At 42.7% G+C, this 26,302-nt stretch carries 26 protein-coding genes, 4 tRNA genes, 1 other RNA gene, 1 riboswitch and 1 other annotated feature; of the genes, 24 read left to right on the top strand and 7 right to left on the bottom strand.

The features are described 5' to 3' along the window. The first annotated feature begins 1 nt into the window (after position 1). From VN447_RS12285 to rnpB, 5 genes are all read left to right on the top strand, one after another. A complete protein-coding gene (locus VN447_RS12285) occupies positions 2-787 on the top strand; it encodes a thiazole synthase (protein ID WP_325525646.1) in 786 nt (261 codons plus the stop codon). A 29-nt stretch (positions 788-816) separates the two neighbouring features. Next, positions 817-1,917, top strand: a complete 1,101-nt coding sequence (gene thiH / locus VN447_RS12280) for a 2-iminoacetate synthase ThiH (RefSeq protein WP_325525645.1) — start codon at positions 817-819, stop codon at positions 1,915-1,917. A 5-nt stretch (positions 1,918-1,922) separates the two neighbouring features. After that, positions 1,923-2,528 carry a sulfur carrier protein ThiS adenylyltransferase ThiF gene (gene thiF, locus VN447_RS12275; RefSeq protein ID WP_325525644.1) on the top strand — a complete coding sequence of 202 codons (606 nt, stop codon included), beginning with the start codon at positions 1,923-1,925 and terminating at the stop codon, positions 2,526-2,528. A 17-nt stretch (positions 2,529-2,545) separates the two neighbouring features. Then, complete coding sequence (thiE, locus tag VN447_RS12270) at positions 2,546-3,196, top strand: thiamine phosphate synthase (RefSeq protein ID WP_325525643.1); 651 nt, start codon at positions 2,546-2,548, stop codon at positions 3,194-3,196. Positions 3,197-3,257: 61 nt separating this feature from the next. Continuing rightward, an RNA gene (gene rnpB / locus VN447_RS12265) (RNase P RNA component class A) lies at positions 3,258-3,611 on the top strand. A 44-nt stretch (positions 3,612-3,655) separates the two neighbouring features. Here rnpB and VN447_RS12260 read toward each other — a convergent pair. Then, a complete protein-coding gene (locus VN447_RS12260) occupies positions 3,656-4,261 on the bottom strand; it encodes a nitroreductase (protein WP_325525642.1) in 606 nt (201 codons plus the stop codon). Between the two features lie 155 nt (positions 4,262-4,416). Between VN447_RS12260 and VN447_RS12255 the strand changes: the two genes are divergently transcribed. The 3 genes from VN447_RS12255 (at position 4,417) to VN447_RS12245 (ending at position 9,655) form a co-directional block, all read left to right on the top strand. Then, positions 4,417-5,085 (top strand): TMEM165/GDT1 family protein, encoded by a 669-nt coding sequence (locus tag VN447_RS12255; RefSeq protein WP_325525641.1) that lies wholly within the window; start codon positions 4,417-4,419, stop codon positions 5,083-5,085. Between the two features lie 252 nt (positions 5,086-5,337). Beyond that, positions 5,338-7,431, top strand: coding sequence for a glutamine synthetase III (locus VN447_RS12250; RefSeq protein WP_325525640.1), 2,094 nt, complete (start codon positions 5,338-5,340; stop codon positions 7,429-7,431). Between the two features lie 313 nt (positions 7,432-7,744). Then, positions 7,745-9,655: a glutamine synthetase gene (locus VN447_RS12245; RefSeq protein ID WP_325525639.1), complete on the top strand. Its 1,911-nt coding sequence runs from the start codon at positions 7,745-7,747 to the stop codon at positions 9,653-9,655. A 58-nt stretch (positions 9,656-9,713) separates the two neighbouring features. Here VN447_RS12245 and tpx read toward each other — a convergent pair whose 3' ends face one another. Next, the gene (gene tpx, locus VN447_RS12240) at positions 9,714-10,226 is read right to left on the bottom strand and encodes a thiol peroxidase (protein WP_325525638.1); all 513 of its coding nucleotides are present in this window, start codon (positions 10,224-10,226) and stop codon (positions 9,714-9,716) included. A 15-nt stretch (positions 10,227-10,241) separates the two neighbouring features. Then, positions 10,242-10,832 carry a molybdopterin-dependent oxidoreductase gene (locus VN447_RS12235; RefSeq protein ID WP_325525637.1) on the bottom strand — a complete coding sequence of 197 codons (591 nt, stop codon included), beginning with the start codon at positions 10,830-10,832 and terminating at the stop codon, positions 10,242-10,244. A 176-nt stretch (positions 10,833-11,008) separates the two neighbouring features. Between VN447_RS12235 and VN447_RS12230 the strand changes: the two genes are divergently transcribed. The 9 genes from VN447_RS12230 (at position 11,009) to VN447_RS12190 (ending at position 18,513) form a co-directional block, all read left to right on the top strand. Beyond that, a complete protein-coding gene (locus VN447_RS12230) occupies positions 11,009-11,518 on the top strand; it encodes a ferritin family protein (protein WP_325525636.1) in 510 nt (169 codons plus the stop codon). A 148-nt stretch (positions 11,519-11,666) separates the two neighbouring features. Continuing rightward, positions 11,667-12,338, top strand: a complete 672-nt coding sequence (locus VN447_RS12225; RefSeq protein ID WP_325525635.1) for an NAD(P)/FAD-dependent oxidoreductase — start codon at positions 11,667-11,669, stop codon at positions 12,336-12,338. Positions 12,339-12,443: 105 nt separating this feature from the next. Then, positions 12,444-13,697: a Zn-dependent hydrolase gene (locus VN447_RS12220; protein ID WP_325525634.1), complete on the top strand. Its 1,254-nt coding sequence runs from the start codon at positions 12,444-12,446 to the stop codon at positions 13,695-13,697. Between the two features lie 155 nt (positions 13,698-13,852). Next, positions 13,853-14,641 carry a 3D domain-containing protein gene (locus VN447_RS12215; protein ID WP_325525633.1) on the top strand — a complete coding sequence of 263 codons (789 nt, stop codon included), beginning with the start codon at positions 13,853-13,855 and terminating at the stop codon, positions 14,639-14,641. Positions 14,642-14,747: 106 nt separating this feature from the next. Further along, positions 14,748-15,458 carry a L,D-transpeptidase family protein gene (locus VN447_RS12210; protein WP_325525663.1) on the top strand — a complete coding sequence of 237 codons (711 nt, stop codon included), beginning with the start codon at positions 14,748-14,750 and terminating at the stop codon, positions 15,456-15,458. A gap of 108 nt (positions 15,459-15,566) precedes the next feature. Further along, positions 15,567-15,712: riboswitch (cyclic di-AMP (ydaO/yuaA leader) on the top strand. Positions 15,713-15,717: 5 nt separating this feature from the next. Next, positions 15,718-16,356, top strand: coding sequence for a 3D domain-containing protein (locus tag VN447_RS12205; protein WP_325525632.1), 639 nt, complete (start codon positions 15,718-15,720; stop codon positions 16,354-16,356). Positions 16,357-16,556: 200 nt separating this feature from the next. After that, on the top strand, positions 16,557-17,009 hold the full coding sequence (locus tag VN447_RS12200) for a DMT family transporter (RefSeq protein WP_325525631.1): 453 nt from the start codon (positions 16,557-16,559) through the stop codon (positions 17,007-17,009). Between the two features lie 108 nt (positions 17,010-17,117). Continuing rightward, positions 17,118-18,251, top strand: a complete 1,134-nt coding sequence (locus tag VN447_RS12195) for an acyl-CoA dehydrogenase family protein (RefSeq protein ID WP_325525630.1) — start codon at positions 17,118-17,120, stop codon at positions 18,249-18,251. Between the two features lie 185 nt (positions 18,252-18,436). Further along, positions 18,437-18,513 (top strand) — tRNA-Val (locus tag VN447_RS12190). 112 nt (positions 18,514-18,625) lie between these two features. On the opposite strand, the gene VN447_RS12185 is transcribed toward VN447_RS12190, so the two are convergent. The 4 genes from VN447_RS12185 to VN447_RS12170 form a co-directional block, all read right to left on the bottom strand. Then, a tRNA-Met gene (locus tag VN447_RS12185) sits at positions 18,626-18,702 on the bottom strand. Between the two features lie 8 nt (positions 18,703-18,710). Continuing rightward, positions 18,711-18,786: transfer RNA gene (locus VN447_RS12180), tRNA-Thr, on the bottom strand. Between the two features lie 2 nt (positions 18,787-18,788). After that, a tRNA-Met gene (locus VN447_RS12175) sits at positions 18,789-18,864 on the bottom strand. Positions 18,865-19,023: 159 nt separating this feature from the next. Beyond that, positions 19,024-19,386, bottom strand: a complete 363-nt coding sequence (locus VN447_RS12170; protein WP_325525629.1) for a hypothetical protein — start codon at positions 19,384-19,386, stop codon at positions 19,024-19,026. A 93-nt stretch (positions 19,387-19,479) separates the two neighbouring features. On the opposite strand from VN447_RS12170, the gene VN447_RS12165 reads away from it, so the two are divergent. The 7 genes from VN447_RS12165 (at position 19,480) to rplT (ending at position 26,011) form a co-directional block, all read left to right on the top strand. Next, positions 19,480-21,084 carry a peptide chain release factor 3 gene (locus VN447_RS12165; RefSeq protein ID WP_325525628.1) on the top strand — a complete coding sequence of 535 codons (1,605 nt, stop codon included), beginning with the start codon at positions 19,480-19,482 and terminating at the stop codon, positions 21,082-21,084. An 11-nt stretch (positions 21,085-21,095) separates the two neighbouring features. Next, positions 21,096-21,422 (top strand): GRAM domain-containing protein, encoded by a 327-nt coding sequence (locus VN447_RS12160; protein ID WP_325525627.1) that lies wholly within the window; start codon positions 21,096-21,098, stop codon positions 21,420-21,422. 78 nt (positions 21,423-21,500) lie between these two features. Next, positions 21,501-22,403 carry a putative sporulation protein YtxC gene (gene ytxC, locus VN447_RS12155; RefSeq protein ID WP_325525626.1) on the top strand — a complete coding sequence of 301 codons (903 nt, stop codon included), beginning with the start codon at positions 21,501-21,503 and terminating at the stop codon, positions 22,401-22,403. 323 nt (positions 22,404-22,726) lie between these two features. Further along, positions 22,727-24,637, top strand: a complete 1,911-nt coding sequence (gene thrS / locus VN447_RS12150) for a threonine--tRNA ligase (protein WP_325525625.1) — start codon at positions 22,727-22,729, stop codon at positions 24,635-24,637. 67 nt (positions 24,638-24,704) lie between these two features. Further along, positions 24,705-24,838 (top strand) — a sequence feature (ribosomal protein L20 leader region). A gap of 24 nt (positions 24,839-24,862) precedes the next feature. Continuing rightward, a complete protein-coding gene (infC, locus tag VN447_RS12145; RefSeq protein WP_325525662.1) occupies positions 24,863-25,399 on the top strand; it encodes a translation initiation factor IF-3 in 537 nt (178 codons plus the stop codon). Between the two features lie 21 nt (positions 25,400-25,420). Beyond that, a complete protein-coding gene (rpmI, locus tag VN447_RS12140; RefSeq protein WP_084576924.1) occupies positions 25,421-25,618 on the top strand; it encodes a 50S ribosomal protein L35 in 198 nt (65 codons plus the stop codon). A 39-nt stretch (positions 25,619-25,657) separates the two neighbouring features. Next, the gene (rplT, locus tag VN447_RS12135; protein ID WP_325525624.1) at positions 25,658-26,011 is read left to right on the top strand and encodes a 50S ribosomal protein L20; all 354 of its coding nucleotides are present in this window, start codon (positions 25,658-25,660) and stop codon (positions 26,009-26,011) included. Positions 26,012-26,302 lie beyond the last annotated feature (291 nt).

The following is a 26,302-nucleotide window of genomic DNA, read 5'->3' as shown; positions in this document are numbered from 1 at the left end:
TATGGAGAAAAAATTAGCTTGGGATGGTTTAACTATTGGTGGTAAGGAACTAACCAGTCGTTTATTTTTAGGAACAGGCAAATTTGCAAATAACAGACTTATCCCAGAGGTCGTCAGAGCTTCCGGTTCCCAGGTGATAACGGTTGCTTTGCGGCGAATCGACCCTGAATATAACGAAGAAAACATAGTCGGCTACATACCGAAAGAGTGTACGTTAATGCCAAATACATCAGGTGCCAGAACTGCGGATGAAGCCGTTCGCATTGCCCGGTTAGCCAGGGCAGCCGGGTGTGGCAACTGGATTAAGATTGAAGTTATTTCTGATAACCGTTATTTGCTCCCCGATAATATTGAAACCATTAAAGCTACGGAAATTTTAGCTGCAGAAGGTTTTGTTGTACTTCCCTATATGAGTCCAGATTTAATGGCTGCAAAGCGTTTGGTGGACGCCGGTGCAGCTGCTGTTATGCCGCTGGGAGCGCCAATTGGTACGAATCGCGGTCTTAAAACAAAAGAACTGGTGAAAATCCTTATTGAAGAAATTCCTCTGCCAATTATTGTTGATGCCGGCATTGGCCGTCCATCAGAAGCTGCTGAAGCCATGGAAATGGGAGCGGCGGCAGTGCTAGTTAATACAGCTGTAGCAACAGCAAGCAGTCCGATCGTTATGGCTGAAGCATTTGGCTTGGCTGTTGCCGCTGGTCGCAAAGCATACCTCGCCGGACCTGGGGCCATTCAGGACTATGCGGATGCTTCGTCACCATTGACTGGTTTTCTGCACGAATAACTGCAGCGTTGTCGGGAGGAGGTCGTAACATGAGTGTTTATGAAGAATTGTTAAAATACCAGGATTTGAATTTCGCTGCTTTCTTTGAACAGATTACTGACAACGATATTCAGCGGATTATTAGTAAAGACCGTTTAACCGCCTTTGATTACCTGGCGCTTTTGTCCCCTAGAGCCGAGAGGCATCTTGAGTCTATGGCCCAGCAGGCACATCGCCTCACAGTACAACAGTTTGGACATACCATCCTGCTGTATACACCGCTATATTTGGCTAATTACTGTGTCAACCAGTGTGTATATTGCGGTTTTCATGCCCATAACACGATTGAGCGTAAAAAATTATCACTCGAGCAAGTAAAGTCTGAAGCTGAGGCCATCGCCGCTACCGGTTTGAAGCATATTCTTATTCTTACTGGAGAATCACGGCATCATTCTTCTGTCGAGTATATCAAAGAATGTGTTCAAATATTAAAAGACTATTTTACATCTATTAGTATTGAGATATATCCTCTCAATACAGAAGAATATAGTGAACTTGTTAAAGCCGGCGTTGACGGAATGACTATCTATCAGGAAACATATCATGAGGAAACCTATGCTGAACTACACCCGGCCGGGCCTAAGCGTGATTACCGTTACCGCCTAGACGCTCCTGAACGGGCTTGCCAGGCAGCTATGCGTGCTGTTAACATTGGTGCGCTGTTAGGTCTTGGTGATTGGCGCAGCGAGGCTTTTCTGACAGGTGTACATGCCGATTATTTGCAGCGAAAGTATCTGGATGTTGAGATCAGTATGTCGCCGCCTAGAATGAGACCACATGTCGGTGGCTTTCCACCAAAGGTTATTGTGAGCGACAAAAATCTCGTCCAATATGTGTTGGCTTTCCGACTGTTTATGCCGCGCGGGGGGATAACACTATCTACACGTGAGAGCGCTGCATTGCGTAATAATATGGTCAAACTTGGAATTACCAAAATGTCAGCCGGGTCATGCACAGCCGTTGGTGGTCATTCAGAAGAGCCATCTGTCGGACAGTTTGAAATATCTGACGAACGCAGCGTAGCTGAGATGGCAGCCATGCTGTATTCTCACAATTACCAACCTGTATATAAAGACTGGCAGATGTGGTGACAGTGGTGAGTCAATTCGAACAAGGGCTTAGCCGGTATTTAACTCCAGACAGACTGGCCAAAATCGCCAAAATAAAAATTGGTATTGCTGGGGCTGGTGGACTTGGTTCAAACTGCGCCCAGATGTTGGTACGTACCGGTTTTAAGCATTTTAAGATAATTGATTTTGATGTCATTGATGCCAGCAATTTAAACAGGCAATTTTACTTCATGCACCAGGTAGGAAAATCAAAAGTCCAAGCACTTAAAGAGAATCTTAGGCTTATTAATCCTGATATTAATATCGAGGCAGTCCAAGGAAAATTTGAATACAATATGACCGAGGATGTGTTTGCAGACTGTGACGCTGTTGTCGAAGCATTTGACCGCGCGGAATATAAGAAGCTGATTGTTGAGACATATATTAATTCAGGGAAACTGCTTGTGGCTGCTTCGGGGCTGGCTGGTTGGGGCGACAGTGACAGTATTATTGTCCGTCAACTTAAAGAAAATTTTTACCTTATCGGTGATTTGACCTCGGCAATTGGGCCAGAGTGTCCGCCGCTTGCGCCACGTGTGCATATTGCGGCAGCTAAACAAGCAGATGTCATTCTAAGTTATTTTTTACGTTAATAAGGAGGGATAATTCGATGCATAAACCTGGTATGGCCAATTTTTTAACCACAGACATATATGCCTTGACCGCCGAAGAATATTCTCTTGGCAGAAACAATGTTGAAGTAGTAGAATTATTAATTGCTGCCGGAATTAAAGTGATTCAATATCGGGAAAAAGACAAAAAGGCTGGACAAATGTATGCAGAGTGTCTGAGAATACGGGAAATGACGAAGAAAGCCGGCGTCACTTTCATCATTAATGATCATATTGATTTGGCGATGCTGATTGGCGCTGACGGCGTACATGTTGGCCAGGAAGATTTACCGCCAACCAAGGTTAGAGAATTGATCGGCAGTGACATGATTCTTGGTTTATCCACCCACTCACCGGCGCAGGTTAAAGCTGCAGTAGAATTAGGGTGTATAGATTATATTGGTGTTGGGCCCATATTTGCCACCCATACTAAGAAAGACGTTTGTGAACCAGTAGGGCTTACCTATCTCGAGTATGTTGCTAAAAACCATCAAATTCCATTTGTCGCCATTGGTGGTATTAAAGAGCACAATATTCGAGAAGTAAAACAGTGCGGTGCAAAGATTATTGCGATAGTTACCGATATTGTCGGTGCCAGTGATATTCCAGCCAAGGTACAATCAATTCGTCAAACGATTAATCAACAGTAATTCACTTATTGACTCATTCGCTGATTAGTGATATAATAAAATACTAAAGTATTATAGCTTCTGAGTACGAAAGATGATCGCGGATACATTATGTATTCGAGGAAAGTCCGAGCTCCGTAGGGCAGGGTGCTGGATAACGTCCAGCGAGGGTGACCTCAGGGAAAGTGCCACAGAAATGTGAACCGCCTGGCATTTGCCGGGTAAGGATGGAACGGTGCGGTAAGAGCGCACCAGCAGTCAGGTGACTGACTGGCTAGGTAAACCCCACCTGGAGCAAGACCGAATAGGGAAGGGATGAAGCTGCCCGCTGAGCCTTCCGGGTTGTGTCGCTAGAGCCGTCAGGCAACTGCCGGCCAAGATAAATGATCGTCACCGCTAACGCGGAACAGAACTCGGCTTAATGACTACTCAGATAAGAAAACAGGAAAACCCGCAGCCTTAATAGCTGCGGGTTTTGTGTTATTTCCAGAACAGAATTTCAGGCGCTTTCCTGGGGACTGCAGGTGGGTTAACCTGCGGATAGCCCACAATGATAGGGGCGATGGCTTCATAGGCGATGGGAATATTGAGCTCCTCTTTAACCTCCGGTAGATTGAGAAATGGGCGGGCAAAACCGATCCAGCACGTTCCAAGGGTTAGACTGTGTGCAGTCAGCATGAGGTTTTGTGCGGCTAAACAACAGTCTTCGTTGCTATGCAGATCTTTGGATTTTGCAAAAATAATAATAAGGGATTGCGCATTATAAAAAATATTAAATTCAGGGTTCTCGAATGCTGCTTTATATTTGTTCAATTGCGGCACTTGGTCAAGTAAACTCAAGAGAAAGTGCTTGCTGCGGTCAGAATACTCTTTTAAAAGAGTGACATCTTGAATTACCGCATAAGCCCAAGGCTGAGAGTTCATGGCGCTGGGGGCTTGTATTGCTGAGTTTAATAACCTTTCGATTATTGCCTTATCTACATTGGTATCGGTGTAACTCCGCACTGAACGGCGGTTATTTATGACTTCATGTAGTTCCACTGAAATCCATCCTTTCTGAATAGGCTTATCAACGCCTGTTGACACACACCTTGCATCTAGACATTTCTAAGTGGCCTATTTAATTATAGGAACATATTATCCTAATCACTTATAAATGTAAAGTTTTGGGGATGAAGTATTGCTGCCTTTTGGTCATACTATAACTGTTGCATTTGACTACTTATTAGGGGGAGACTTTCTTGACCGCATTTATTACCGCGCTTACCTTTGTTGTGCTTGCCGAAATGGGAGATAAGACGCAGTTATTGGGTATGGCGTTTGCCACTCGCTATCCATGGCCTACCGTAATGTGGGGAGTTTTTGTAGCGACAATACTTAATCATCTGCTTGCTGTAGTAGTTGGTAGTTACATAACCATGTTTATTCCCTTACAGAATGTTCAGATTGCTGCCGCCGCCTCTTTTATCATATTTGGCTTATGGACAATCCGGGGCGATGAATTAAATGGAGAGGATAAAGCCACACATCGTAGCCCTTTTTGGACAGTTACTATTGCCTTTTTTATTGCGGAGATGGGAGATAAAACGCAGCTGGCTACCGTTGCGCTGGCTGCTCAGTTTGCTAATGAAATGATACCAGTTTGGCTGGGGACTACGGCTGGTATGATGATAGCTAATGCAATCGGGATTCTCATCGGCGTAGTTTTGGGCAAAAAAATACCCGAACGGCTAGTAAAGTGGGTTGCTGCCGTCATATTTATTTTCTTCGGCGTATATGGTCTGTATGAGTACCTGCCGCGTGAGGTGTTAACAACTCCTGTTATGGTCGGTGGAATAGCGGCAATTTTACTATTAATCTTCCTTGTTGCAAAAATGGGTGGTGACAAGCTTCCGCGGGAACAGCCGTAGGCAGTTGATGAAAAAAATATGTTTAAAATGTTATTTGAACCCTAGACAAATTGTATTTTTATGCTATAATAAAAACATATTTAATATCTGAGTCAATGATGACTCCTTCACATAATAATGTTATGTGAAGGAGTCTTTTTTTTTAGCTTAGTTCTTTTACTTTTTTCATGGTTTTATCATAAGGGTGTTTTAAACTACTGCAAATTGAAAGTATAACCTAAATTATTTAAAGAATTGAAAGGGGTTTTTTTGATGAGCAAACTAGGACAAATTTTTGGTTCAAACGTATTTAATGATGCTGTTATGAAGGAACGTCTTCCTAAAGCTACTTACAAAGCTTTAAAGAAGACAATTGAAGAGGGGCTTCCTTTAGATCCAGCAGTTGCAGACGTAGTAGCTAGCACAATGAAAGATTGGGCGCTTGAAAAAGGTGCAACACATTTTACTCATTGGTTCCAACCAATGACAGGCATAACTGCTGAAAAACATGATGCATTTATATCACCAACTGCAGATGGTAAGGCTATAATGGAGTTTTCTGGTAAAGAATTAATTAAAGGAGAACCAGATGCCTCTTCATTCCCATCCGGCGGTCTTAGAGCTACTTTTGAAGCTAGAGGATATACCGCCTGGGATTGTACATCACCAGCATTTATAAAAGATGATTCATTATGTATACCAACTGCTTTCTGTTCCTACACAGGAGAAGCGTTGGATAAGAAGACTCCATTATTACGTTCAATGGAAGCCTTATCAAAACAAGCGCTGCGTGTATTAAAAGCTCTTGGAAATACAACTACAAATAAAGTCATTACAACTGTTGGACCAGAACAAGAATACTTTATTGTTGATAAGAAAACTTTTGAACAAAGAAAAGACTTAATATTTACAGGAAGAACACTTTTTGGAGCTAAACCTCCAAAGGGACAGGAATTAGAAGATCATTACTTTGGTTCACTCAAAGAAAGAATCTCTGCTTATATGAAGGAATTGGATGAAGAACTTTGGAAGCTTGGAATTTCTGCCAAGACTAAACATAACGAAGTTGCTCCTGCACAGCATGAGTTAGCTCCAATATTCACTACTACAAATATAGCAACAGATCACAACCAACTTACTATGGATACAATGAAGAAGGTTGCTTTAAGACATGATCTTGTGTGCTTATTACATGAAAAACCATTCGCGGGAATTAACGGATCCGGTAAACATAATAACTGGTCTATGGGAACAGATGATGGAGTGAACCTACTTGAGCCAGGTCATACTCCACATGATAATGAGCAGTTTCTTGTATTCTTATGCTCTGTTATAAAAGCTGTAGATGAATATGCGGATTTATTAAGAGTATCAGCTGCAAATCCAGGAAATGATCATAGACTAGGTGCTAACGAAGCTCCTCCTGCTATAATTTCAATATTCTTAGGCGAGCAATTACAAGACATATTAGAGCAACTTGAAAATGGTGGAGCAACAAGCTCGAAAACTGGCGGTCACATGGAAATAGGTGTTACCACACTTCCAGCATTACCAAAGGATGCAACTGACAGAAACAGAACATCTCCATTTGCATTTACAGGTAATAAGTTTGAGTTTAGAATGGTTCCTTCTTCTGCTTCAATCGCAGCACCAAACTATATTTTGAATACTATAGTAGCTGAGGTATTAAGTGAAGTTGCTGAAAGATTAGAGAAGGCTGAAGATGTAGAGGCTGAAGTTAAAGCAATTCTTACTGAATATGTGACTAAGCATAAGAATGTAGTATTTAATGGAAACGGATATTCAGATGAATGGGTAGTTGAGGCTGAAAAGAGAGGCCTTCCAAACATAAAGACTACTGTAGAAGCCATTAAAGCATTAATTTCTGAAAAGAATTTAGCAGTAATGGAAAAACATGGTGTATTAAGCAGAGTAGAAATGGAATCCCGTTATGAAATAGATCTTGAAAATTATATCAAGACTATTAACATTGAAGCTCTAACAATGATAGAAATGGCTAAGAGGCAAATACTTCCTGCAGTTATCAAGTTTGCTACCAACCTTGCTGCTTCAATCAATACAATTAAAGCTACAGGTGTAGCAGCTGATTTAACAGCTCAAACTGAATTGTTAATAGAAGTATCTTCATTAACTGCATCATTAAAGAAAAATATTGCTGTACTTGAAGAAGCTGTAGAAAAAGCTTCAAATGCTCATGGCGATACTTATGAGCAAGCTTCATTATTCAGATTTGATGTATTTGAAAAGATGGGAACATTAAGAGAAGTTGCTGATACACTTGAAACTCTAGTAGATAAAGATGTATGGCCAATGCCAACTTATGGCGACCTATTATTTAACGTATAATACATGATTTTAAAAGTCTGGCTTGATAAAGCCAGGCTTTTTATTTTCTGGTGAGGCAAGATAACGCACCTCTTTGTTCATAGTGACATTTTATTAGTTTACAAGGTGACATTATCACAAGTTAAACACAACTGGTTTGTAGACTGTAGACAAACTAGATTTTTATGCTATAATAAAGACATATTTAAAGCCTGAGTCAATGAGGACTCTTCCGCAATCAGCAGTGGGAGGAGTCTGTTTTTTTACTTGTATTGACCAGGGAATAATGTGAAAACCTATACTGTAAGACATTTTGTGTATGAGGTGAAGAAAAATGGTAAAAGATTTAGTGTATTTTATTCCTGCTGGTAAGTATAGCAAAGAAGAAATTTTAAGCTTGCTCAATAATCACCCGGAAATCAAGTTTGCTTCACTTGTTGGCATCGACTTGGCTGGCAATGATACTGATGAAAAAGTGCCAATTAACCTGTTTATTAAGGATATGGATGATTTTTATAACGGCAGCGCGGTACAAACTGATGGCTCGTCTGTCGTTCTCACTGGTATTGCCACTTTAAATAATGCCAAAGTAGATATGCTGGCAGATGCTGGTGTTAACTGGTTTGTAGACTATAATTTTGAACACATTGATGAGGAAACCGGTAAGCCTGTTGGTACACTAAGGATTCCTGCTTTCTTGGTACATAATGGTGTTAGAGTTGACTCCCGTTCAATTCTGGCGCAAAGCCTGGAATATATTAAAGGTGAGCTCAAAGCTCTTTTCCAAAAGAACGACAAAATTGCCGGGCTAGAACATATCAATAACGCTGACGTTGAAGAGATCATTTTCACGGCTGCCACTGAACTTGAATTTTGGGTAAAAACTCCGGCTAATAAAGCAGAAGTAGAAGAACTGTCTGCTTCGCAGGTTATGCAGGAACAATATTGGCAGCGTACTCGGGGCAATGTCCGTACAGCTATGGAACAAGCCCTGCTGATGATGGCCAAATACGGTCTTGAGCCGGAAATGGGTCATAAAGAGGTTGGCGGCGTAAAAGCTAAAATCGATGAATCCGGCCATCTGAGCCATGTTATGGAACAGCTTGAAATTGACTGGAAGTTCTCTAATGCTCTTCAATGCGCAGATAACGAGTTGCAAGCCAGAATTTTAGTTAAAGAAGCTTTCCGCGCTAACGGCCTGGAAGTAACCTTCAAGGCTAAGCCGATTATAGGTGTTGCCGGTAGTGGCGAACATACTCACATTGGTATTGCCGCAAAGCTTAAATCTGGTAAAGTTGTTAACCTGTTCTCGCCATCTGATATGAAACAATATTTCTTGAGTGCAATCGGCTACGGCGCTATCATGGGCCTTCTGAAGCATTATGAAGTTATCAATCCGTTTATTTCTTCAACAAATGACTCGCTTAACCGCTTAAAGCCTGGTTTCGAGGCCCCAATATGTATCGTGACCTCCCTAGGTCATACTCCTGCTGTACCTTCCCGTAACAGAACGATCCTTGCTGGTCTTGTACGTGATATTAATAGCCCGATGGCTACAAGATTTGAAGTTCGTTCCCCGAATCCTTACACCAATACTTATATTGCATTGACTGCCTTCTACATGAGTATACTTGATGGCGTTAAAGCTGCCGTTAACTCCGGAAAATCAGTAGAAGCACTTGATGCAGAATTATCTAAAGAGGCCGGCACTGAAGGCTTCTATCTTGAAACTGACCGGGCGTACCGCAGCGAGCATGACGTGTTTGATGATTATTCTGCTGAAGAGCGTGACCGTCTGTTCAGCAAACCGCCTGCTACGGTTTGGGAAAACATGCAAAGTATTAGTAAATACCCGGAAAAAGTTAAAACACTTACCAATGGCGGCGCTTTCCGTCCTGAACTTGTTCAAGCCTTTGTGGCCGGTGCGCTGGTTCGTTGGCAAACTGAGTTGTTAAACCGCATTATTCCGGAAAACCTCAATATAGTTAAAGAGGCTAAGCCTTTACATGACGCTGACTCTGCCAGTGACCTTGATCTGAATAATTGGGATAAAATAAATACCCTCAGAGTATATTTGGCAAAAGACTGCTTATCGCAAAAAAGCTTATTTACCCGTATTAAAGATGCTATTCAAGCCGGTGACTTTGATAGTGCATCCGAACTTCAAATTGAATTAGCAGAAAAAGTAAGCTCGCTAAAAGTGCTCTATCGTCAATACAAAAAAAATATGATACACATCTGCTAAAACATTTTAAAAAACAAAACTCCCAGTGATTCACTGGGAGTTTTGTTTTGCAAATTTATCATAAATATTGTTTTACGACTTCCATAATTTTTTCATAATTTGGCTGTTCTTCAATATTAGGCACATACTCAACATAACGAATAACATCATTCTTATCAATAACAATAGCGCCACGGCTGAGTAAACGTAATTCTTCAATCACAAATCCGTATTTTAAACCAAAATCAAGATCTTTATGGTCGGATAAGGTTTTTACATTGCTAATTTCTTTGGCCGCGCAGTAACGCGTCAGGGCAAATGGCAAATCAACACTAATGGATAATACTACAAGGCCTTCAATATTACCGGCATCTTGATTAAACCAGCGCGTTTGCATATCACACACAGGGGTATCAATTGATGGTACAGAACTAATTACGCGTACCTGCCCTTTAGTATCACTCAAAGAGAGTGGTTTTAAGTCGGGAGTTAATGCCGTAAAGTCGGATGCTTTGTCTCCAACTTTAACCTCTTTGCCGAGGAGTGTTAGCGGATTTCCACCAAATTTTACTACGTTGTTACGCTTATCCATAAATATCCCCCTAATTTAAAATTCGGTTACTTCTCCGCCGCTAATTGGCCGATATTTCCTGGCGTTAACATCATAGGTTTCGCCAGGCTCAATTGCACCGCGGTGACTATAACCCCTTAACTCCCAATAGCCTGTCGCATATTTTTCAACAAACTCGATTTTTACCAGCCATTTGCAGCTTTTGTAACCCCAAAGATTGGGGATAACCATTCGCAGGGGCCCGCCGTATTCATCCTCAAGCGATTCGCCGTCTACACCCCATACCAGCATCGAGGTTGATGCCATCAAATCACTCATCAGTACGGCAGTGGTATAGTCTTTGGCACTTGAAAATAGGGCGTATCTGGCTGTAGGCAATGGTTGTATCATGGCAATGAAATCTTGCCATAATATCCCGTTCCATTTGGCCCGCACTGACCAGCCGCTTACCGAGGTTAACCGGAAATCTTTACTTTGCTCAGGAAAGTTTTGTTTAAGTTCCTGGAGTGAAAAGATGCCATGCTTATCGGCTAGGCCGGCAACTTCTAATTGATAGTTTTCCCTATTTAGATGTAAAATACCTTCAGCGGCAAATATTGGTGTCTGTAGTGTGGTAAGTATACTCACGAAAGTCCTCCCACCCAAGAATAATTACTATATATAATAAGAATGTAACACTAACTTACGGATTATTCACTATTGTTTGATAAAAAAGTTAAAAAAGTCACAAGGGTAAAAGGAATTTGCTTGGAAATATGGAATATATCAGTAGAATTACTGCAAATAAAGGAGGCTATATAATTATGGAAAAAAACGCCTGTGATATGGGCAACTTGTTTAGTGATCTGGAAGCACTAAGAATAGCTATTGATATGGAGGCCCGTGGTCGCGATTTTTACAAAAAGGCGTATGATCAAGCAGATACCAAAGAGCACAAAGACTTGTTCATGTTGCTTATGAATGAGGAGATTCACCACCACGATCAATTTACTAAACTTTATAATAAGGTTAAAGAAAACCAGCAGACAGGTGATGACTATTTGTTTGATCAGGAGACTTCACGCTACCTGACCGTACTTGCTGAACCGCATATTTTCCCTAAAGACAAGGCCGCACAAATGTTTCCTGAATTTAAGAGCATTGCCGATATCTTAAGAGCAGCTATGCAGGATGAGAAAGACTCAATTCTGTTCTATGACGCTTTAGCTAAATGTGCTAAGTTTGAAGAAGCCAGAAATGTATTTAACCTCTTGAAATTTGAGGAACAGACGCATGTTGTAAAACTGCGGGAAATGCTTGATGGTTGGGCTTAAGGCTAAATGTTAATGATGTAGAAATAGCGTCTTAGTGGCGCTATTTTTTTTCAATAAAAAATTTTTTTTTAAGCAGGAATTTTTTAGCTAAACATCTAATTTATAATAATGTTCTATTACATATAATTATCTTATGGGAGGTTTACTTATGGAACTTAAAACAGATTTACTTGCGAAAGGCGCTATTGTTCAGCGCGACAGAGAAACATATGCGATTGCGCCTCATATTCCTGGCGGGGTTATTCTTGATGTCAATTTATTAAGAAAAATTGCTGATGTTTCCGAAAAATATGGTGCTAAGGCGCTCAAATTGACTTCAGCACAGCGGATTGCCATTGTTGGTATCCCTGAAGATAAAATTGATGCTGTTTGGGATGACCTGGGAATGGATAAAGGTGCTGCCGTAGGTCTGTGTGTCCGTAGCGTTAAGATATGTCCGGCTACCCATTTCTGTAAGCGTGCACAACAAGATGGATTAACTCTAGGTCTTGAAATTGATAAACTGTATCATGGCATGGAGTTACCTGGAAAGCTTAAATTTGGCGTTAGCGGCTGTACCAATTCCTGCGGTGAGGGTTGGGTTAAGGATATTGGACTTATCGGTACCGCCAAAGGCTGGAAAGTAGTGATTGGTGGTTGCGCTGGCGCTAGAGCCAGAGTCGCTGATCTCTTGGCTGAAGAAATACCACAGGCCGAAGTGCTGCCAATTATCGAGAAAATTATTACCTACTACAAAGAGACCGCTCGCAAACATGAGCGTATTGGCATGATGATAGACCGTTTAGGATTAGATACTGTAAAACAAGGTATTCTAGGCTAAACAGTAGAACGCTTGGCATGCCAGGCGTTTTTTCTTTTTAACAAGAGTTATGGAATTTTTGTTGAAACAGCGGTATACTGTCAGTAAGAATGTATTAAGGGGGCGGTGGCTATTCAAGCTAATCATTCGCAGAATATTGAATGGGTTCTTGCGCAGCTAGAGCATGTGGCTCAGTTTGGTCAAGACAAGTCTGGCGTCACGCGCCTGGCGTTTAGCAAAGCCGACCATCAGGCGCGGCAATTTATTACGGAGCTTATGCAAGAGATCGGTCTTACCATACATACTGATACCATTGGCAACATTATCGGCCGGTATGAGCCTGAAGGTAGTCAATCCCATCTTCCGGCTGTGATGACAGGCTCTCATCTTGACACGGTCCCTTCAGGCGGCAAATACGACGGTGTATTGGGTGTACTCTGCGGCCTAGCAGCTGTTAAAGCTTTAAAGGCTCGCGGCGATATTAAGCATCCTTTGGAAGTAGTCGTTTTTGCTGCTGAAGAGTCCAGCCGGTTTAACTTTGCGACCATAGGTAGTAAAGCAATGGCGGGGCTAGCGAATGTTCACTCCTGGAAACGAATTAAGGACCAGGAGGGAATTAGCCTTGCTTCTGAATTAGTCGCCCTTGGACTTGAAATTGAGCATGTTGGGTCTGCCGCGCGGTCTAATAATAGTATTAAGGGATTTCTGGAATTGCATATTGAGCAAGGACCAATTCTGGAACAGGGCCGAGTGAGTATTGGCATAGTTGATAAAGTTTCTTCTCCCACCAAATTGAAAATAACTGTGACTGGAATACCAGGTCATTCCGGCGGCACCCCAATGGAAGACCGGCAGGATGCGCTGGTTAGCGCGGCTATGATTGTGCTGGCCGTCAAAAATATCTCTGCAGAATATGACTATCAGGGTGCAGTGGCGACAGTGACAATTTTAAGAACTTATCCAGGCGTAATCAGTGTAATTCCCGGAGAGGTTGAAATGTGGGTCGATATTCGCGGCACAGAGCATGAAAGCATAATCGATATCCTGCAAGAAATAAAAGATGCTGTCAGCACGATCGCAGACGATAACGATACACCGGTGGCCATCGAAGTGCTCTCATCAGAAAAACCGATTATACTTGACCAAACAATCAATGAAACCATCGAGACTGTCTGTCAGAAGCTAAAACTGACAAGCCTGAGGCTTGATAGTCGTGCCGGGCATGACGCAATGAATATAGCTCATATCGCACCGACAGGATTAATATTTATCCCTTGTAAAGAGGGTATTAGTCACAACGGCAGCGAATATGTAGAAACTGAAGCTATTGCTGCTGGCCTGGAGGTTCTAACCGAAACGCTATACCAATTAGCAAAATAACAGCCTTTATATTATGTTACCTAAATTAGCTACTATTTTCCCGTTTGCAGTTGCAAGCGGGCTTTTTTCTTAAACTTACCACTGTTTATTATGTAAAGTATATGATAAAATGTCATTCGAACCGTAGACCATCAAATGAGAGGAGTATATTAACCTTGAAGAAAAAGATAGCCGCGATCCTGTTGATGGCTTTTGCAATGCCGATGTTTTCGCCAGCCTTGCCTAAAGCTGAGGCCGCGTTTTTGGAGGACAAGCTGGCTGAAGCCGTTGCTGGCAACACCGCTGCTGCCCAAATACAAGAGTTAATCAAGATAAAAGATAATCTGGGAGCGGGCAGCAAAGAAGCCTTGTGGGGAACAATTGCTAAGACTGCTGTTGAACGTGCAGGAAAAGCTAATACGGTTAACGATATTACCACCGTGGCCGCACAACTGATTGGTCAAGACCAGGCAGGTGTAAAGGATAATATTGTTAAGGCTGTAGAGACTGCCGCACGCAGTAAAGTACAAGAGAAAGTCCAACAAGAGGTAACTAATCGTCTGGCCGGATATCAGAGTGAATTTGCCTTGCTTTCTATGGTGCTGAACAACAGCAATATCCTGACTCCTAACGCAGTGGAGAGTAACAACTCACTTGCCGGCGCTCCGCAAAACTATCGTAAAATGCTTGATATGACAGCAACTGCCTACGGTCCTGGGCCGCTTGATAATGGTAAGTGGAATGATCTGACTTATGTAGGCGGAAAAGTAAAAAAAGGTGTAGTGGCTGTTGATCCTAATGTTATTTCTATGGGATCTAAATTGTGGGTTGAAGGTTACGGCGAGGCAATAGCTGACGACCAAGGCAGCGCAATAAAAGGCAATCGCGTCGACCTAGCTTTTAATACCAGACAAGAGGCTTTGGATTATGGCATAAAAAAGGTAAAGGTATATGTTCTTAACTAACCGGCTACGGCCGGTTTTTCTTTATTTCTTGCCTCATATCCCTTAGTGCTGGCGCATATATTTTGAGAAGAATAGCTGGCTGCTGGGAGGGAATAGAGTGAACTCGATTATGTCCTTTAGATTCAGGCGATCCCGAATCTTTTACGGTATAGCGATTTTAGCCATTTTGAGCATTGTCTTTAGTATTATTGGTTTTGAATATATGGATGAGAGAGAGCTGGCCTCTGTCGGAAACAACCAGCCTACTGAAGCGCCGCCGGGGAAAGTAAGTGTAGTAGTCAAAATTCAGTCAAGGGTACTGGAAGTCTACAATGATGACCAGTTATATAAAAAATACCGGATTGCTGTAGGGAAAAGCGAAACCCCTACACCAATCGGTGAGTGGAATGTAGTATGGAAGGATTATAACTGGGGAACAGGGTTTGGAACACGCTGGATGGGGCTAAATGTACCTTGGGGTACCTATGGCATTCATGGAACGAATAAACCATGGTCAATTGGCCAATTCGCCAGTCATGGCTGTATAAGGATGCGCAATAAAGATGTTGAAGAACTATTTGAATGGATTCCTGTTGGTACTCCTGTGCGTATTGAGGACCGAAAGATTAAAGTTGCACGAAGCTTAAAATTCAAGACTGCGGGATCTGACGTGGTTGCCCTCCAGCTTAAACTTAAAGAATTAGGATATTTTCAGGGACGCGCTGACGGTTTATTTGGTTCTATGACAGAAGAAGCTGTAAAGGCTTATCAATCAGACAAAGGAATACCTGTTAGCGGTGTAGCTACTAAAGAACTTTGTACAGCACTTGGAATATAAAAATTATTAAGGATTTTTAATAAAATTTAAACAATTGGATGCTATTGGGTGATAAGATAAAAATACAGCATTTTACTGAATTTGACCAACATGGAATTTCAGTGTATCATATTTATAATGCCGAATCCTTATAGGTACGGGGGAACCAGTAAAGATACAGGGGTGAATCCGCTTAATGCGGAGGGGTTATTCTCTTTCCTTCTCTTTGACCCTAACCCGACAGCTAACCTCGGAGGCTTATTGTAAGAGAGGTGATACATTGAAGAAAGCCCTTTTGGCAGCAATTTTTACCGTTGCCCTGTTGTTTGGCATTAGCATTCCTTCCGTGGGATCAGCTGCAGCACCAGTGGCTGCAGTACCAGTGGCTGCAGTACCACAGGAAGTACCACAGGAACAAGCGCCTTTGTCTGTGGGCATACGTGGCGACAAAGTGCGAGCCGTCCAAAAGTTTCTTGCAGATGGTGGATTCTATGCCGGAGAGATTGATGGTGTTTTCGGTCCGGTTACCGCTAAAGCCGTAAAAGATTTTCAACAAAGTGCCAGCCTACAAGTAACTGGTACTGTTGACAAAGAAACATTTACCTACCTTGAGCGTTTGGCTGGTGAGACTAGTAGATACAGCCGCTCGCTTGTTATGAATGCATCCGCCTACTCTGCATATGACCCTGGTAATGGCAGTTATACATACCGGGGTAACCTCTTACGTAAAGGCATGGCTGCTGTTGACCCATCGGTAATTCCTTTAGGAAGTCGGTTGTATATCAAAGGATATGGCTATGCCATAGCTGACGATATCGGTGGCGCTATTAAAGGACAACGGATTGACTTAGCTTTTGACAGCCGTCGTGATGCTTTGAACTTTGGTGTTCAAAAAGTAACAGTCTATATACTTGACTAAAAGATTAGCAGGCTTCGGCCTGCTGTTTTTTTTATTTGCGTATCTTACTAATTGATCCCCGAATATTAAAGAGTCCCGAGTATTATACTACATTTATCCGGTGACCAAATCACTGGACAAGTTCGACTAAACTTCAGATCGGGTTAAAACCCCATCTGAGGCTAAGTCTCTCTTTATAATTTGTAGGGGGCGTGTTAGGATTGAATTTTATCTCAGGTGAAATGCTGCCACTGGTACTGGCTTTAATTTCCGGAGTGCTAATGGCGGTACAAGGGTCGCTTAATGCTTCGTTAAGTAAGGCTGTTGGCCTCTTAGAGGCCACTTTTGTAGTTCAAATAACCGGAACTATTTTAGTCATGATATTGTTGTTTATATTTAACATGGGTAAAGGCAATTTGTATGCATGGCAGGAGGCGCCCTGGTATTCCTGGCTGGGAGGTATTATTGGCGTAGGTATAATATATCTGGTAGCTGCCAGTATCCCCAATGTCGGTGTGGCTAATGCCACCACAGCAATTATTGTTGGTCAGGTGCTAACGGCTATTATTATTGACCATTTTGGCGGATTTGGTCTTGATCGTTCGGCGTGCAGTCCACAACAGGTGTTTGGATTGGTATTACTCGCAGTTGGCGCTAAATTGTTGTTAAAATAGCGCATTTTTTTTATTTTTTCGCAATTAGGTGTTAACAAAAAAAAAATTATGCGGTATACTTATCATTAGTATTTTTTGGTATTATGCTAACAAATAAGGAGGCAAAGCATGGATTTTAACTTTACTCCCGATCAACTGGATCTGCAAAAGATGGTAAAAGATTTTGTTGCTAAAGAAATCACGCCTCACGCTCTGGAAATGGATAAAGAGGGTGTGGTTCCACCTGATCTGTGGAAGAAACTTGACGAAGCAGGCTTGCTTAATTTAACTGTTCCCGAAGAATATGACGGACCTGGTCTTGATGCGGTTTCAATTGCTCTTATATATGAAGAATTAGGAAAAGGCTGTGCAGGTGTAGCCACAACTACAGCTGCCAATGCGTTAGCTTCCTACCCGGTAGTTTTATTAGGTACTGACGCTCAAAAAAGAAAAATGTTTGATGTTATTAATGACGGTAAGCTGGCTGCTTTTGCTCTGACTGAACCGGGTGCCGGTTCAGATGCTGGAGCAGTTGCCACTACTGCCGTCAAAGATGGCGACCATTATATTATTAATGGAACCAAATGCTTCATTACCAACGGAGGCATTGCCGATATCTACATTATATTTGCCAATACGCGTAAAACTGCCGGTATTCGCGGTTTGACTGCCTTTATCGTCGATCGTGGCACACCGGGCTTCTCTGTTGGTAAAGAAGAAGAAAAGATGGGCATCAGAGCATCTAACACCTGCGAATTAGTTTTGGAAAACGTTCGTATTCCAGCAACCAATAGAATTGGCCGTGAAGGTGAAGGATTCAAAATCGCTATGAAGACACTTGATGCTGCCCGGCCTTTTGTTGGTGCAGTGTCGGTAGGGTTGTCCCAAGCAGCATTTGAACTTGCTGTTAAGTACTCTAAAGAGCGCGTTCAATTTGATAAGCCAATTGCTTCATTCCAACTCGTGCAGGCTATGTTGGCTGATATGGCTATGCAGATTGAAGCTGCCAGACTGCTGGTGTTTAAAGCCTGCTGGATGAAAGATCAGGGAGTTCCCTATGCTAAAGAGTCGGCGATTGCCAAATGCTTTGCCGCTGACACTGCCATGAAGGTTACTACCGACGCGGTGCAAGTACTGGGTGGTTACGGCTATTCTAAAGAATACCCGGCAGAAAAATACATGAGAGATGCTAAAATCATGCAGATTTACGAAGGAACCAATCAAATTCAGCGTCTGGTCATTGCTAATAACATCCTGTACTAGATTATCCGATAGCTAACCGCCACTAATACCCTCGCTTCTTGGGGCGGCGGAATAAGTGGCGCTAAGCTCTGAGGATTAGTTCAACTAAGCCTCAGAGCCTTAAAGTCACTCTGAGGCTTAGTTGAACTTTATAAATTACTGCTTGACTTTTTCAGTTAACCGTAATATAATTGAATGTGTGTTAAGGGACTATAGCTCAGTTGGTTAGAGTACTACGTTGACATCGTAGGGGTCACTGGTTCGAGTCCAGTTAGTCCCACCAGTACATAATAGGTTTACAGGTTTTTACCTGTGAGCCTTTTTTATTTTTTATATAAGAAACTACAGTAGAATAAAAAAACCTCGCCACAACCGGCGAGGTTTAAAAATCTAGTTGGTGGCGGCGCAGGGATTTGAACCCCGGACACTTCGGGTATGAACCGAATGCTCTAGCCAGCTGAGCTACGCCGCCAAACAATATGGAGCTAGTGACCGGGATTGAACCGGTGACCTTATCCTTACCAAGGATACGCTCTACCGACTGAGCTACACCAGCATTGGTTGCGGGAGCAGGACTTGAACCTGCGACCTTCGGGTTATGAGCCCGACGAGCTACCAACTGCTCCATCCCGCGATATTGGACTTTTTATCACAAAGTAGATTATATAGCACAGCATGTAATATGTCAACGTCATTTTAAACCATACAAAAGTAAGTAGAGATAAAGTGACGTTGACTACTGTTAATGAATGGTGTATATTAAATTATTGTACTGTTTACGTTATTGAGAGGACTACTCGCCGATAAATTTGTTGAAAAAATAATCAGGGTTTACAGCACAGGGCACAACGGCATGAAATCTCAGCCAATCTTGGCCTGAGATGTTTTTGCTCAACAGGTAGGCTTTGGCTGGAAAATCCCGGTTATCGACAGTGAGCAATTGGTCGTCATTCATTGCACTGTCAATATCATCGCGAGAAAAACGGTCAGTATAAAAATATTGGTCAATTGACTGTAATTTGCCATCATTATCATAAACTGCGCCAAAGTACACAGCACCGCAATCGACGGTAAATTCATATACTCCGTCGCCTGAGAGCGTACGGGCATCAATACAAACTTTTTTGACTGGCAGTTGACTCATGTGTATACTCATAAGTGTCCCTCCATTAATAGTCTCGGTATGATTATTCCCGGTAATAGGACAGTTATGCCGCAAAAATAATATAATTCACTTTAGGAGGCAATAATGTCAAACCTTGCTCCCGAAACCAATAAACGGCGCACCTTTGCAATTATATCTCACCCTGATGCCGGTAAGACAACGCTAACAGAAAAATTATTGCTTTACGGCGGAGCCATTCGTCTGGCCGGTTCGGTCAAGGCCAGAAAAGCGCAGAAACATGCTGTGTCTGACTGGATGGAGATCGAGAAACAGCGGGGTATTTCAGTAACGTCCAGTGTGTTGCAATTTGATTATGACGGCTACCGTGTCAATATATTAGATACTCCTGGTCACCAGGATTTCAGTGAAGACACATATAGAACGCTAATGGCAGCCGATAGTGCAGTAATGCTTATTGACGTGGCCAAAGGCGTCGAGGATCAGACTAAAAAACTGTTTCAGGTCTGTAAACAGCGGGGGATACCCGTATTTACATTTGTAAATAAGCTTGACCGCTATGGCCGTAACCCTTTTGAACTTATGGAAGAAATCGAGAATGTTTTAGGAATTCGTGCTTATCCGATGAACTGGCCGATTGGAATTGACGGTAACTACAGCGGTATCTATGTACGAAAACAAGCAAAAATTGAATTGTTTGAGCGCAGTGGTGTACACGGTCAATGGGCTTTGCCATCAACACAAGGCAATGTGGATGACCCGGCTTTTAAAGAAATTCTTGGTGCTGACATTCATCAGGCGCTATGTGATGATATTGCGCTTTTAGACATGGCTGGTGAAGAGTTCGATTTTGATAAAGTAGCCAGAGGGGAACTGACCCCAATGTTTTTTGGTAGTGCAATGACTAATTTTGGCGTGCAAATGTTTCTTGAAGACTTTTTAGAGCTAGCACCGCCACCGATGCCCAGAGTATCATCAGAAGGGTTGATTAGCCCTAGTGATGATAAGTTTTCAGCCTTTGTATTTAAAATTCAGGCTAATATGAATCCAGCCCACCGTGACCGTCTGGCATTTATGCGAATATGCTCAGGCCGGTTTGAACGAGGCATGACCGTCTATCATGCGCAGTCCGGCAAACCAGTAAAGTTAGCTCAGCCGCAGCAATTTTTAGCCCAGGAGCGGACCATTATCGACGAAGCTTATCCGGGCGATATTATCGGTTTATTTGATCCTGGGATTTTTGGCATTGGTGATACTCTATGTCAGGAGGGTTCTAATTTTACCTTCCAGGACTTCCCTGTGTTTCCGCCAGAACAATTTGCCCGTGTACAGGCAAAAGACACGATGAAGCGTAAGCAATTTGTCAAAGGGATGACTCAGTTGACCCAAGAAGGGGCTGTCCAGGTGTTTCGTCAGCCGGATTATGGGGTAGAATCTTTTGTCATTGGGGTTGTCGGCTCACTGCAGTTCGAAGTACTCGAATACCGTTTGAAACACGAATATGGCGTTGATATTTTAATGAATCGACTGCAGTACTCTGTAGCCAGATGGCTTTACGGTGAAAATATTGACGTAAAGTCCATGAAAAATATGGATAGCGGCCTTTTGGTGCAGGATATAAAAGATAGACCAGTAGCCTTAATCAGCAATGAATGGCAGCTTCGATGGGTGATGGAGCGCAACCCGGACATTGAATTTTTGGTCGTGCCTGAAGATGCGCGGCAGGCTTAAGGGGTATTGCTATGTATAGCTTTCCGTTAGAACCAGATGAAACCATTATAAAAAAGTGTCTTGCCAGTTATAGCTGTGAGGGAGATGTTTTAAACGGAGCTCTCTACTTAACAGATCACCGGCTGGTATTTGTTGGCTATTCACTCAGCATTGCCAACAAGTATATGGACGAAGTGCTGTTGACTCATATAAAAACCCTCGGGACGGAAAAGACTTTTTTTGTTATTCCCAATGTACTTAAGGTCGTTACTATTAAAGATAAAGTAATTAAATTTGTTGTAAAAGGCCGTAATCAATGGCTTGCGGCGATTAACAATCAAATAGACATGGTAAACTAAACTGAAAAACACTTCACTCCCTTCGTTGTATGCAAATACACTGTGGAACATATACTATATGAGAAGGGAGTGAGGGTGGTGAAGTTACTTTCGATCGGCCTGAACGGAACAACTGGAGAAATCAGAGAAAAACTGGAATGCGACTGTAAAACGCTGACCCAAGAAGGCTTCCGCGTAGTTATAGAAGAACTTGATCGGGGCGGTTATAAGTTTCTCGGCTTAAATATCAGTGACGGCGAGCTATCTTTTCGTAATTACGAGCGGATAAAAAATGTGCTAAGAGGCAGTGTCTCACAGATACTTGCCGACTGGATTATTAGTACTGAGGAAAACAAAATTATAAATAAAATTGTTACCAGCAACTATTGTTATTTTAATCACGATGAGCGTGCTATAGTCGAGTCTAATGCCGTAAGAGCGCTCAGGGCCAGTCCGGCTACCCGCTATGACCTGATCCTGGCCCGCATTCTGGATTATCTTGATAATCATCATGAGCTGGTGCTTGACGGTTTTTTGAACTTCCGGCTGAAGGATTATCGCCTGCAGTTGTCTGAAGTCATTGACAAAGTTGTAGATGACTTCATGATGGAACTTGAATATAAGGAATTTATTCGAGTTTTGCGCTATTTTGTTGATGTTCAGGAACCGCGGGTTGAAGAAGCTCATGTTGTTATCAGCGGTATTGGTGTGTTCAAAATTTATGACTCACACCGCAAAATTTTAAATAATCAGCACTTGGAAAGCGTCGTACTTCAAAGCCATAGCGCCGGCGACCCCAACAGCCTTAATTATGAAGATCTGTTAATAAGTGCACTCATCACCATTGCACCACACAATATCATGGTGCATAGCACCAACCGCGCCAGAGATGAGGAAGCACTGGAGACAATCAAAAGTGTTTTTGATGGCCGGGTAGTATTGTGTGATGGCTGTGAGATGTGCGCTACAGATTATGGAAAATCTAATCATACCGAGTTATAGTCTTGACAACGCTGCTGGATTTGTATATACTTTTGATAACTAAAAACTACTGTAACAGTAATGCCGAGGACAAGATAAGGTCTTGAAAGGCGTCCCAGAGAAAAGATGTCATAGGCTGTAAGCATCTTTACGCAAACCAAGCGTTTATTACCACCTCGAAACTGCTCAACTGAACTAGTAAGCGTAAGCTGAGCCGGGGGATATAACCCCGTTATCAAAGTTCTGAGATGGCGATTTCGCCAAGCAGGGTGGAACCACGGGTATTTAAACTCTCGTCCCTATAGGGATTGAGAGTTTTTTATTTTTTAAGGAGGTTGCCGAAGATGAGCAAAATAAAGATGACGTTAAAAGACGGAGCTGTGCGCGAAGTCGAACAAGGAGTAACACTGGCTGAAGCTGCTGAATCAATTAGCCGGAACCTAGCTAAAGCAGCGCTGGTTGCCAAGGTAGATGGCAAAGTCACAGATTTGACTGCCAGACTTGACAAGGATGCTGCCGTCGAATTTTTAACTTTTGAAGATGCTGAAGGCAAAGATGCTTTACGGCATACTTCATCTCATATCCTAGCACAAGCCGTCAAGCGCCTGTATGGCGATGTTAAGATAGGGATTGGCCCAGCGATTGCCAATGGTTTTTATTATGACTTTGACACTCCCCATGTATTTACGCCTGAAGACTTGGGGAAAATTCAGGCTGAAATGGAGAGTATTGTTAAACAAAACCTGCCGCTTGAGCGTATGACGGTGAGTCGCGAAGAAGCGCTGGCGTTGTTTGGCGAACAAGGTGAGATATATAAACAGGAACTCATCCGCGATTTGCCGGAAGATGTACAGATATCGCTCTACAAGCAAGGCGAATTTGTTGACTTGTGTGCAGGCCCTCACGTTCATTCCACAGGGCGTGTTAAAGCTATCAAACTCCAAAGCATTGCCGGCGCTTACTGGCGCGGGGATGAAAAACGGAAAATGCTACAACGTATCTATGGAACTTCGTTTGAGAAAAAGGCTGATCTGGATGCTTATATAACTATGATGGAAGAAGCCGCAAAGCGTGATCACCGCAAGCTAGGCCGTGAGCTTGATTTATTCAGCATTCAAGAAGAAGGCCCCGGCTTCCCGTTCTTTCATCCAAAAGGCATGGTTATCAGGAATGAACTTGAGGCTTTTTGGCGTAAGCTGCATGTGAAATACGGCTATCAGGAGATTAAAACTCCGATTATTCTTCACCAAAAACTATGGCAGCAGTCCGGCCACTGGGATCACTATCGGCAGAATATGTATTTCACCCAAATTGACGAGGAAGGTTACGCCGTAAAGCCGATGAATTGCCCGGGCGGTATTCTGGTATATCGCACTCAGCACCATAGTTATCGTGACTTTCCGCTTCGCACTTGCGAATTAGGGCTTGTACACCGCCATGAAATTTCCGGAGCACTGCATGGGCTTATGCGGGTACGCAGCTTTACTCAAGATGATTCTCATATCTTTATGCTGCCATCCCAAATTAAGGCTGAGATCAAGAAGGTTATTGAACTTTTTAATACCGTTTACAGCGTTTTTGGGCTCTCATATCACGCTGAACTGAGCACCAAACCTGAAAAAGCCATGGGCTCTGATGAGGTGTGGGAAACTGCTACGACTGCCCTTAAAGAAGCATTGGAAGAGCTTAATATGCCTTTTAAAATTAATCCGGGAGACGGCGCTTTCTACGGCCCCAAAATTGACTTTCACCTTAAAGATTCAATTGGCCGTACTTGGCAGTGTGGCACCATTCAGCTAGATATGCTGATGCCGGAAAAATTTGATTTGACCTATGTCGGTGAAGATGGTCTAAAGCACCGTCCGGTAATGATTCACCGGGTGGCTTACGGAAGCATAGAGCGGTTTATTGGAATCTTAATCGAACACTTTGCAGGGGCATTCCCCATGTGGCTGGCACCTGTACAGGTTAAGATTTTGCCGATTAGCGAACGTCATGCCGATTACGCCAGAGACATTGCTCAAGAAATGCGTGACAAGGACATCCGGGTGGAAGTTGATGACCGCAACGAAAAGATTGGGTACAAGATTCGTGAAGCTCAATTAGAAAAAGTGCCCTACATGCTGGTGGTTGGTGACAAAGAGGCTGAAACCCGCAGTGTGGCTGTTCGTAAGCGCGGTCAAGGTGATATTGGCGCTATGCCTGTCGATAGCTTTATTACTACAGTAGTTGACGAAATTGCTACCAAAAGCTGATAAAATGTAAAAAAACAGCTTGACTTCCCTGGTAGTTGATGTTAATATTATCAAGTAAATTGAATCGTTTTTAAAGCAGAAGCCATCCGCTTCTCACCTTACAGCGCCGGCAGGGTTGTTAGTAGGGTCACAATTAAGCAAATCATTATTTGATTAAGCTGTTGCGCGGGTGGTTTATGCCATCCGCTTTTTGTTTTAGCAAAGTATATCAGGAGGTGAGCGGCAATTAGCAAAGAGACTTTAAAGATTAACGAAGAGATTCGGGCAAGGGAAGTTCGGTTAGTCAGCAGCACTAATGAGCAGCTGGGAATTATGTCGCTGAGAGACGCATTGCGTTTAGCAGGGGAACAAAATCTTGACTTGGTGGAAGTGGCGCCAACGGCTAAGCCGCCGGTCTGCCGGATTATGGATTTTGGTAAGTTCCGGTACGAGCAGCAAAAACGCGACAAAGAAGTCAAAAAGAAGCAAAAGGTAGTTGCGCTTAAAGAAGTTAAACTCCGTCCAAATATTGAGGATCATGATTTTAACGTTAAGCTAAAGAACGCCCAGCGCTTTTTGGAAGATGGCGACAAAGTCAAAGTAACTATCATGTTCAGAGGAAGGGAACTTTCCCATCCCGAACTTGGCAAGCAAGTGCTGGTACGAATGGCTAGTTTACTTAAAGACATGGCTAATATCGAACGTGAAGCCAAGCTTGAAGGTAAAAATATGATTATGATTGTTGCTCCTAAACCAAGCAACAATACACAATCTAGCACATAAATAGAAAGGGGATATCCAACAATGCCGAAAATGAAAACCCGCAGAAGCGCTGCTAAACGCTTCAAAGTAACTGGTAGCGGTGAATTTAAACGCGCCAAAGCTTTCAAAAGCCATATTCTTGAAAAAAAATCTCCGTCCCGTAAACGCAACCTGCGTAAAGCTGCTATGGTTAGTAAATCTGACCACGATCGCGTAGTGAAAATGCTTCCTTACGCCTAAACGTATAACAATTTATAAGTACATCAGGAGGTATGTGTCATGCCAAGAGTTAAAAAAGGCGTTACTGCACATAGACGTCATAAAAAAATTCTTAAATTAGCTAAAGGTTATCGCGGTTCCAAGAGCAAGTTGTTCAAAAAAGCAAACGAAACAGTAATGAAAGCGCTGTACTATGCGCGCCGTGACCGTCGTGCCAAAAAAGGCGATTTCCGTAAACTGTGGATTACTCGGATTAATGCTGCCGCCCGCATCAACGGTATTTCTTACAGCCAGCTTATCAATGGGCTCAAAAAGGCTGGAGTAGAAGTCAACCGTAAAATGCTGGCAGACCTGGCAGTTAACGATATGCCTGCATTTGGTAAACTGGTAGGCACTGCAAGAGAGCAACTGTAATAGTTTTAAAAAACTCCCGGAATAATTCGAGGCCACTGAAGAACTTGTGGTTTTGACGGAGCAAAGCTTAAAAAGTACGAAACAGAAGACGACCCTTGTTCCCAATTTTGGGGTGAGGGTCGTCTTTTACCATTTAGGAAACCTTTATAGCTTGTCTTCTACCTTATCAGTTTCAATATTCTCTTTATATTCACAGTAAAGATCGCCATCGCCCCCTGTAACTCCATGCCAACAAGACCCGAAGATGACGCTACATCATACCCGTGTCTGTGTTTGAGTTCACTATTCTTT

The organism is Sporomusa sp. (assembly GCF_035561155.1).
Classification (GTDB): domain Bacteria; phylum Bacillota; class Negativicutes; order Sporomusales; family Sporomusaceae; genus Sporomusa.
The sequence above is the reverse complement of the archived record's forward strand: the minus strand, read 5'-3'. Positions and strand labels throughout refer to the sequence as shown.

Coding starts and splice junctions, on each gene's coding strand:
- VN447_RS12285 (WP_325525646.1), top strand. CDS start 2: ATGGAGAAAAAATTAGCTTGGGATGGTTTAACTATTGGTGGTAAGGAA.
- thiH (WP_325525645.1), top strand. CDS start 817: ATGAGTGTTTATGAAGAATTGTTAAAATACCAGGATTTGAATTTCGCT.
- thiE (WP_325525643.1), top strand. CDS start 2,546: ATGCATAAACCTGGTATGGCCAATTTTTTAACCACAGACATATATGCC.
- VN447_RS12250 (WP_325525640.1), top strand. CDS start 5,338: ATGAGCAAACTAGGACAAATTTTTGGTTCAAACGTATTTAATGATGCT.
- VN447_RS12245 (WP_325525639.1), top strand. CDS start 7,745: ATGGTAAAAGATTTAGTGTATTTTATTCCTGCTGGTAAGTATAGCAAA.
- tpx (WP_325525638.1), bottom strand. CDS start 10,226: ATGGATAAGCGTAACAACGTAGTAAAATTTGGTGGAAATCCGCTAACA.
- VN447_RS12230 (WP_325525636.1), top strand. CDS start 11,009: ATGGAAAAAAACGCCTGTGATATGGGCAACTTGTTTAGTGATCTGGAA.
- VN447_RS12225 (WP_325525635.1), top strand. CDS start 11,667: ATGGAACTTAAAACAGATTTACTTGCGAAAGGCGCTATTGTTCAGCGC.
- VN447_RS12195 (WP_325525630.1), top strand. CDS start 17,118: ATGGATTTTAACTTTACTCCCGATCAACTGGATCTGCAAAAGATGGTA.
- VN447_RS12170 (WP_325525629.1), bottom strand. CDS start 19,386: ATGAGTATACACATGAGTCAACTGCCAGTCAAAAAAGTTTGTATTGAT.
- VN447_RS12165 (WP_325525628.1), top strand. CDS start 19,480: ATGTCAAACCTTGCTCCCGAAACCAATAAACGGCGCACCTTTGCAATT.
- VN447_RS12160 (WP_325525627.1), top strand. CDS start 21,096: ATGTATAGCTTTCCGTTAGAACCAGATGAAACCATTATAAAAAAGTGT.
- thrS (WP_325525625.1), top strand. CDS start 22,727: ATGAGCAAAATAAAGATGACGTTAAAAGACGGAGCTGTGCGCGAAGTC.
- rpmI (WP_084576924.1), top strand. CDS start 25,421: ATGCCGAAAATGAAAACCCGCAGAAGCGCTGCTAAACGCTTCAAAGTA.
- rplT (WP_325525624.1), top strand. CDS start 25,658: ATGCCAAGAGTTAAAAAAGGCGTTACTGCACATAGACGTCATAAAAAA.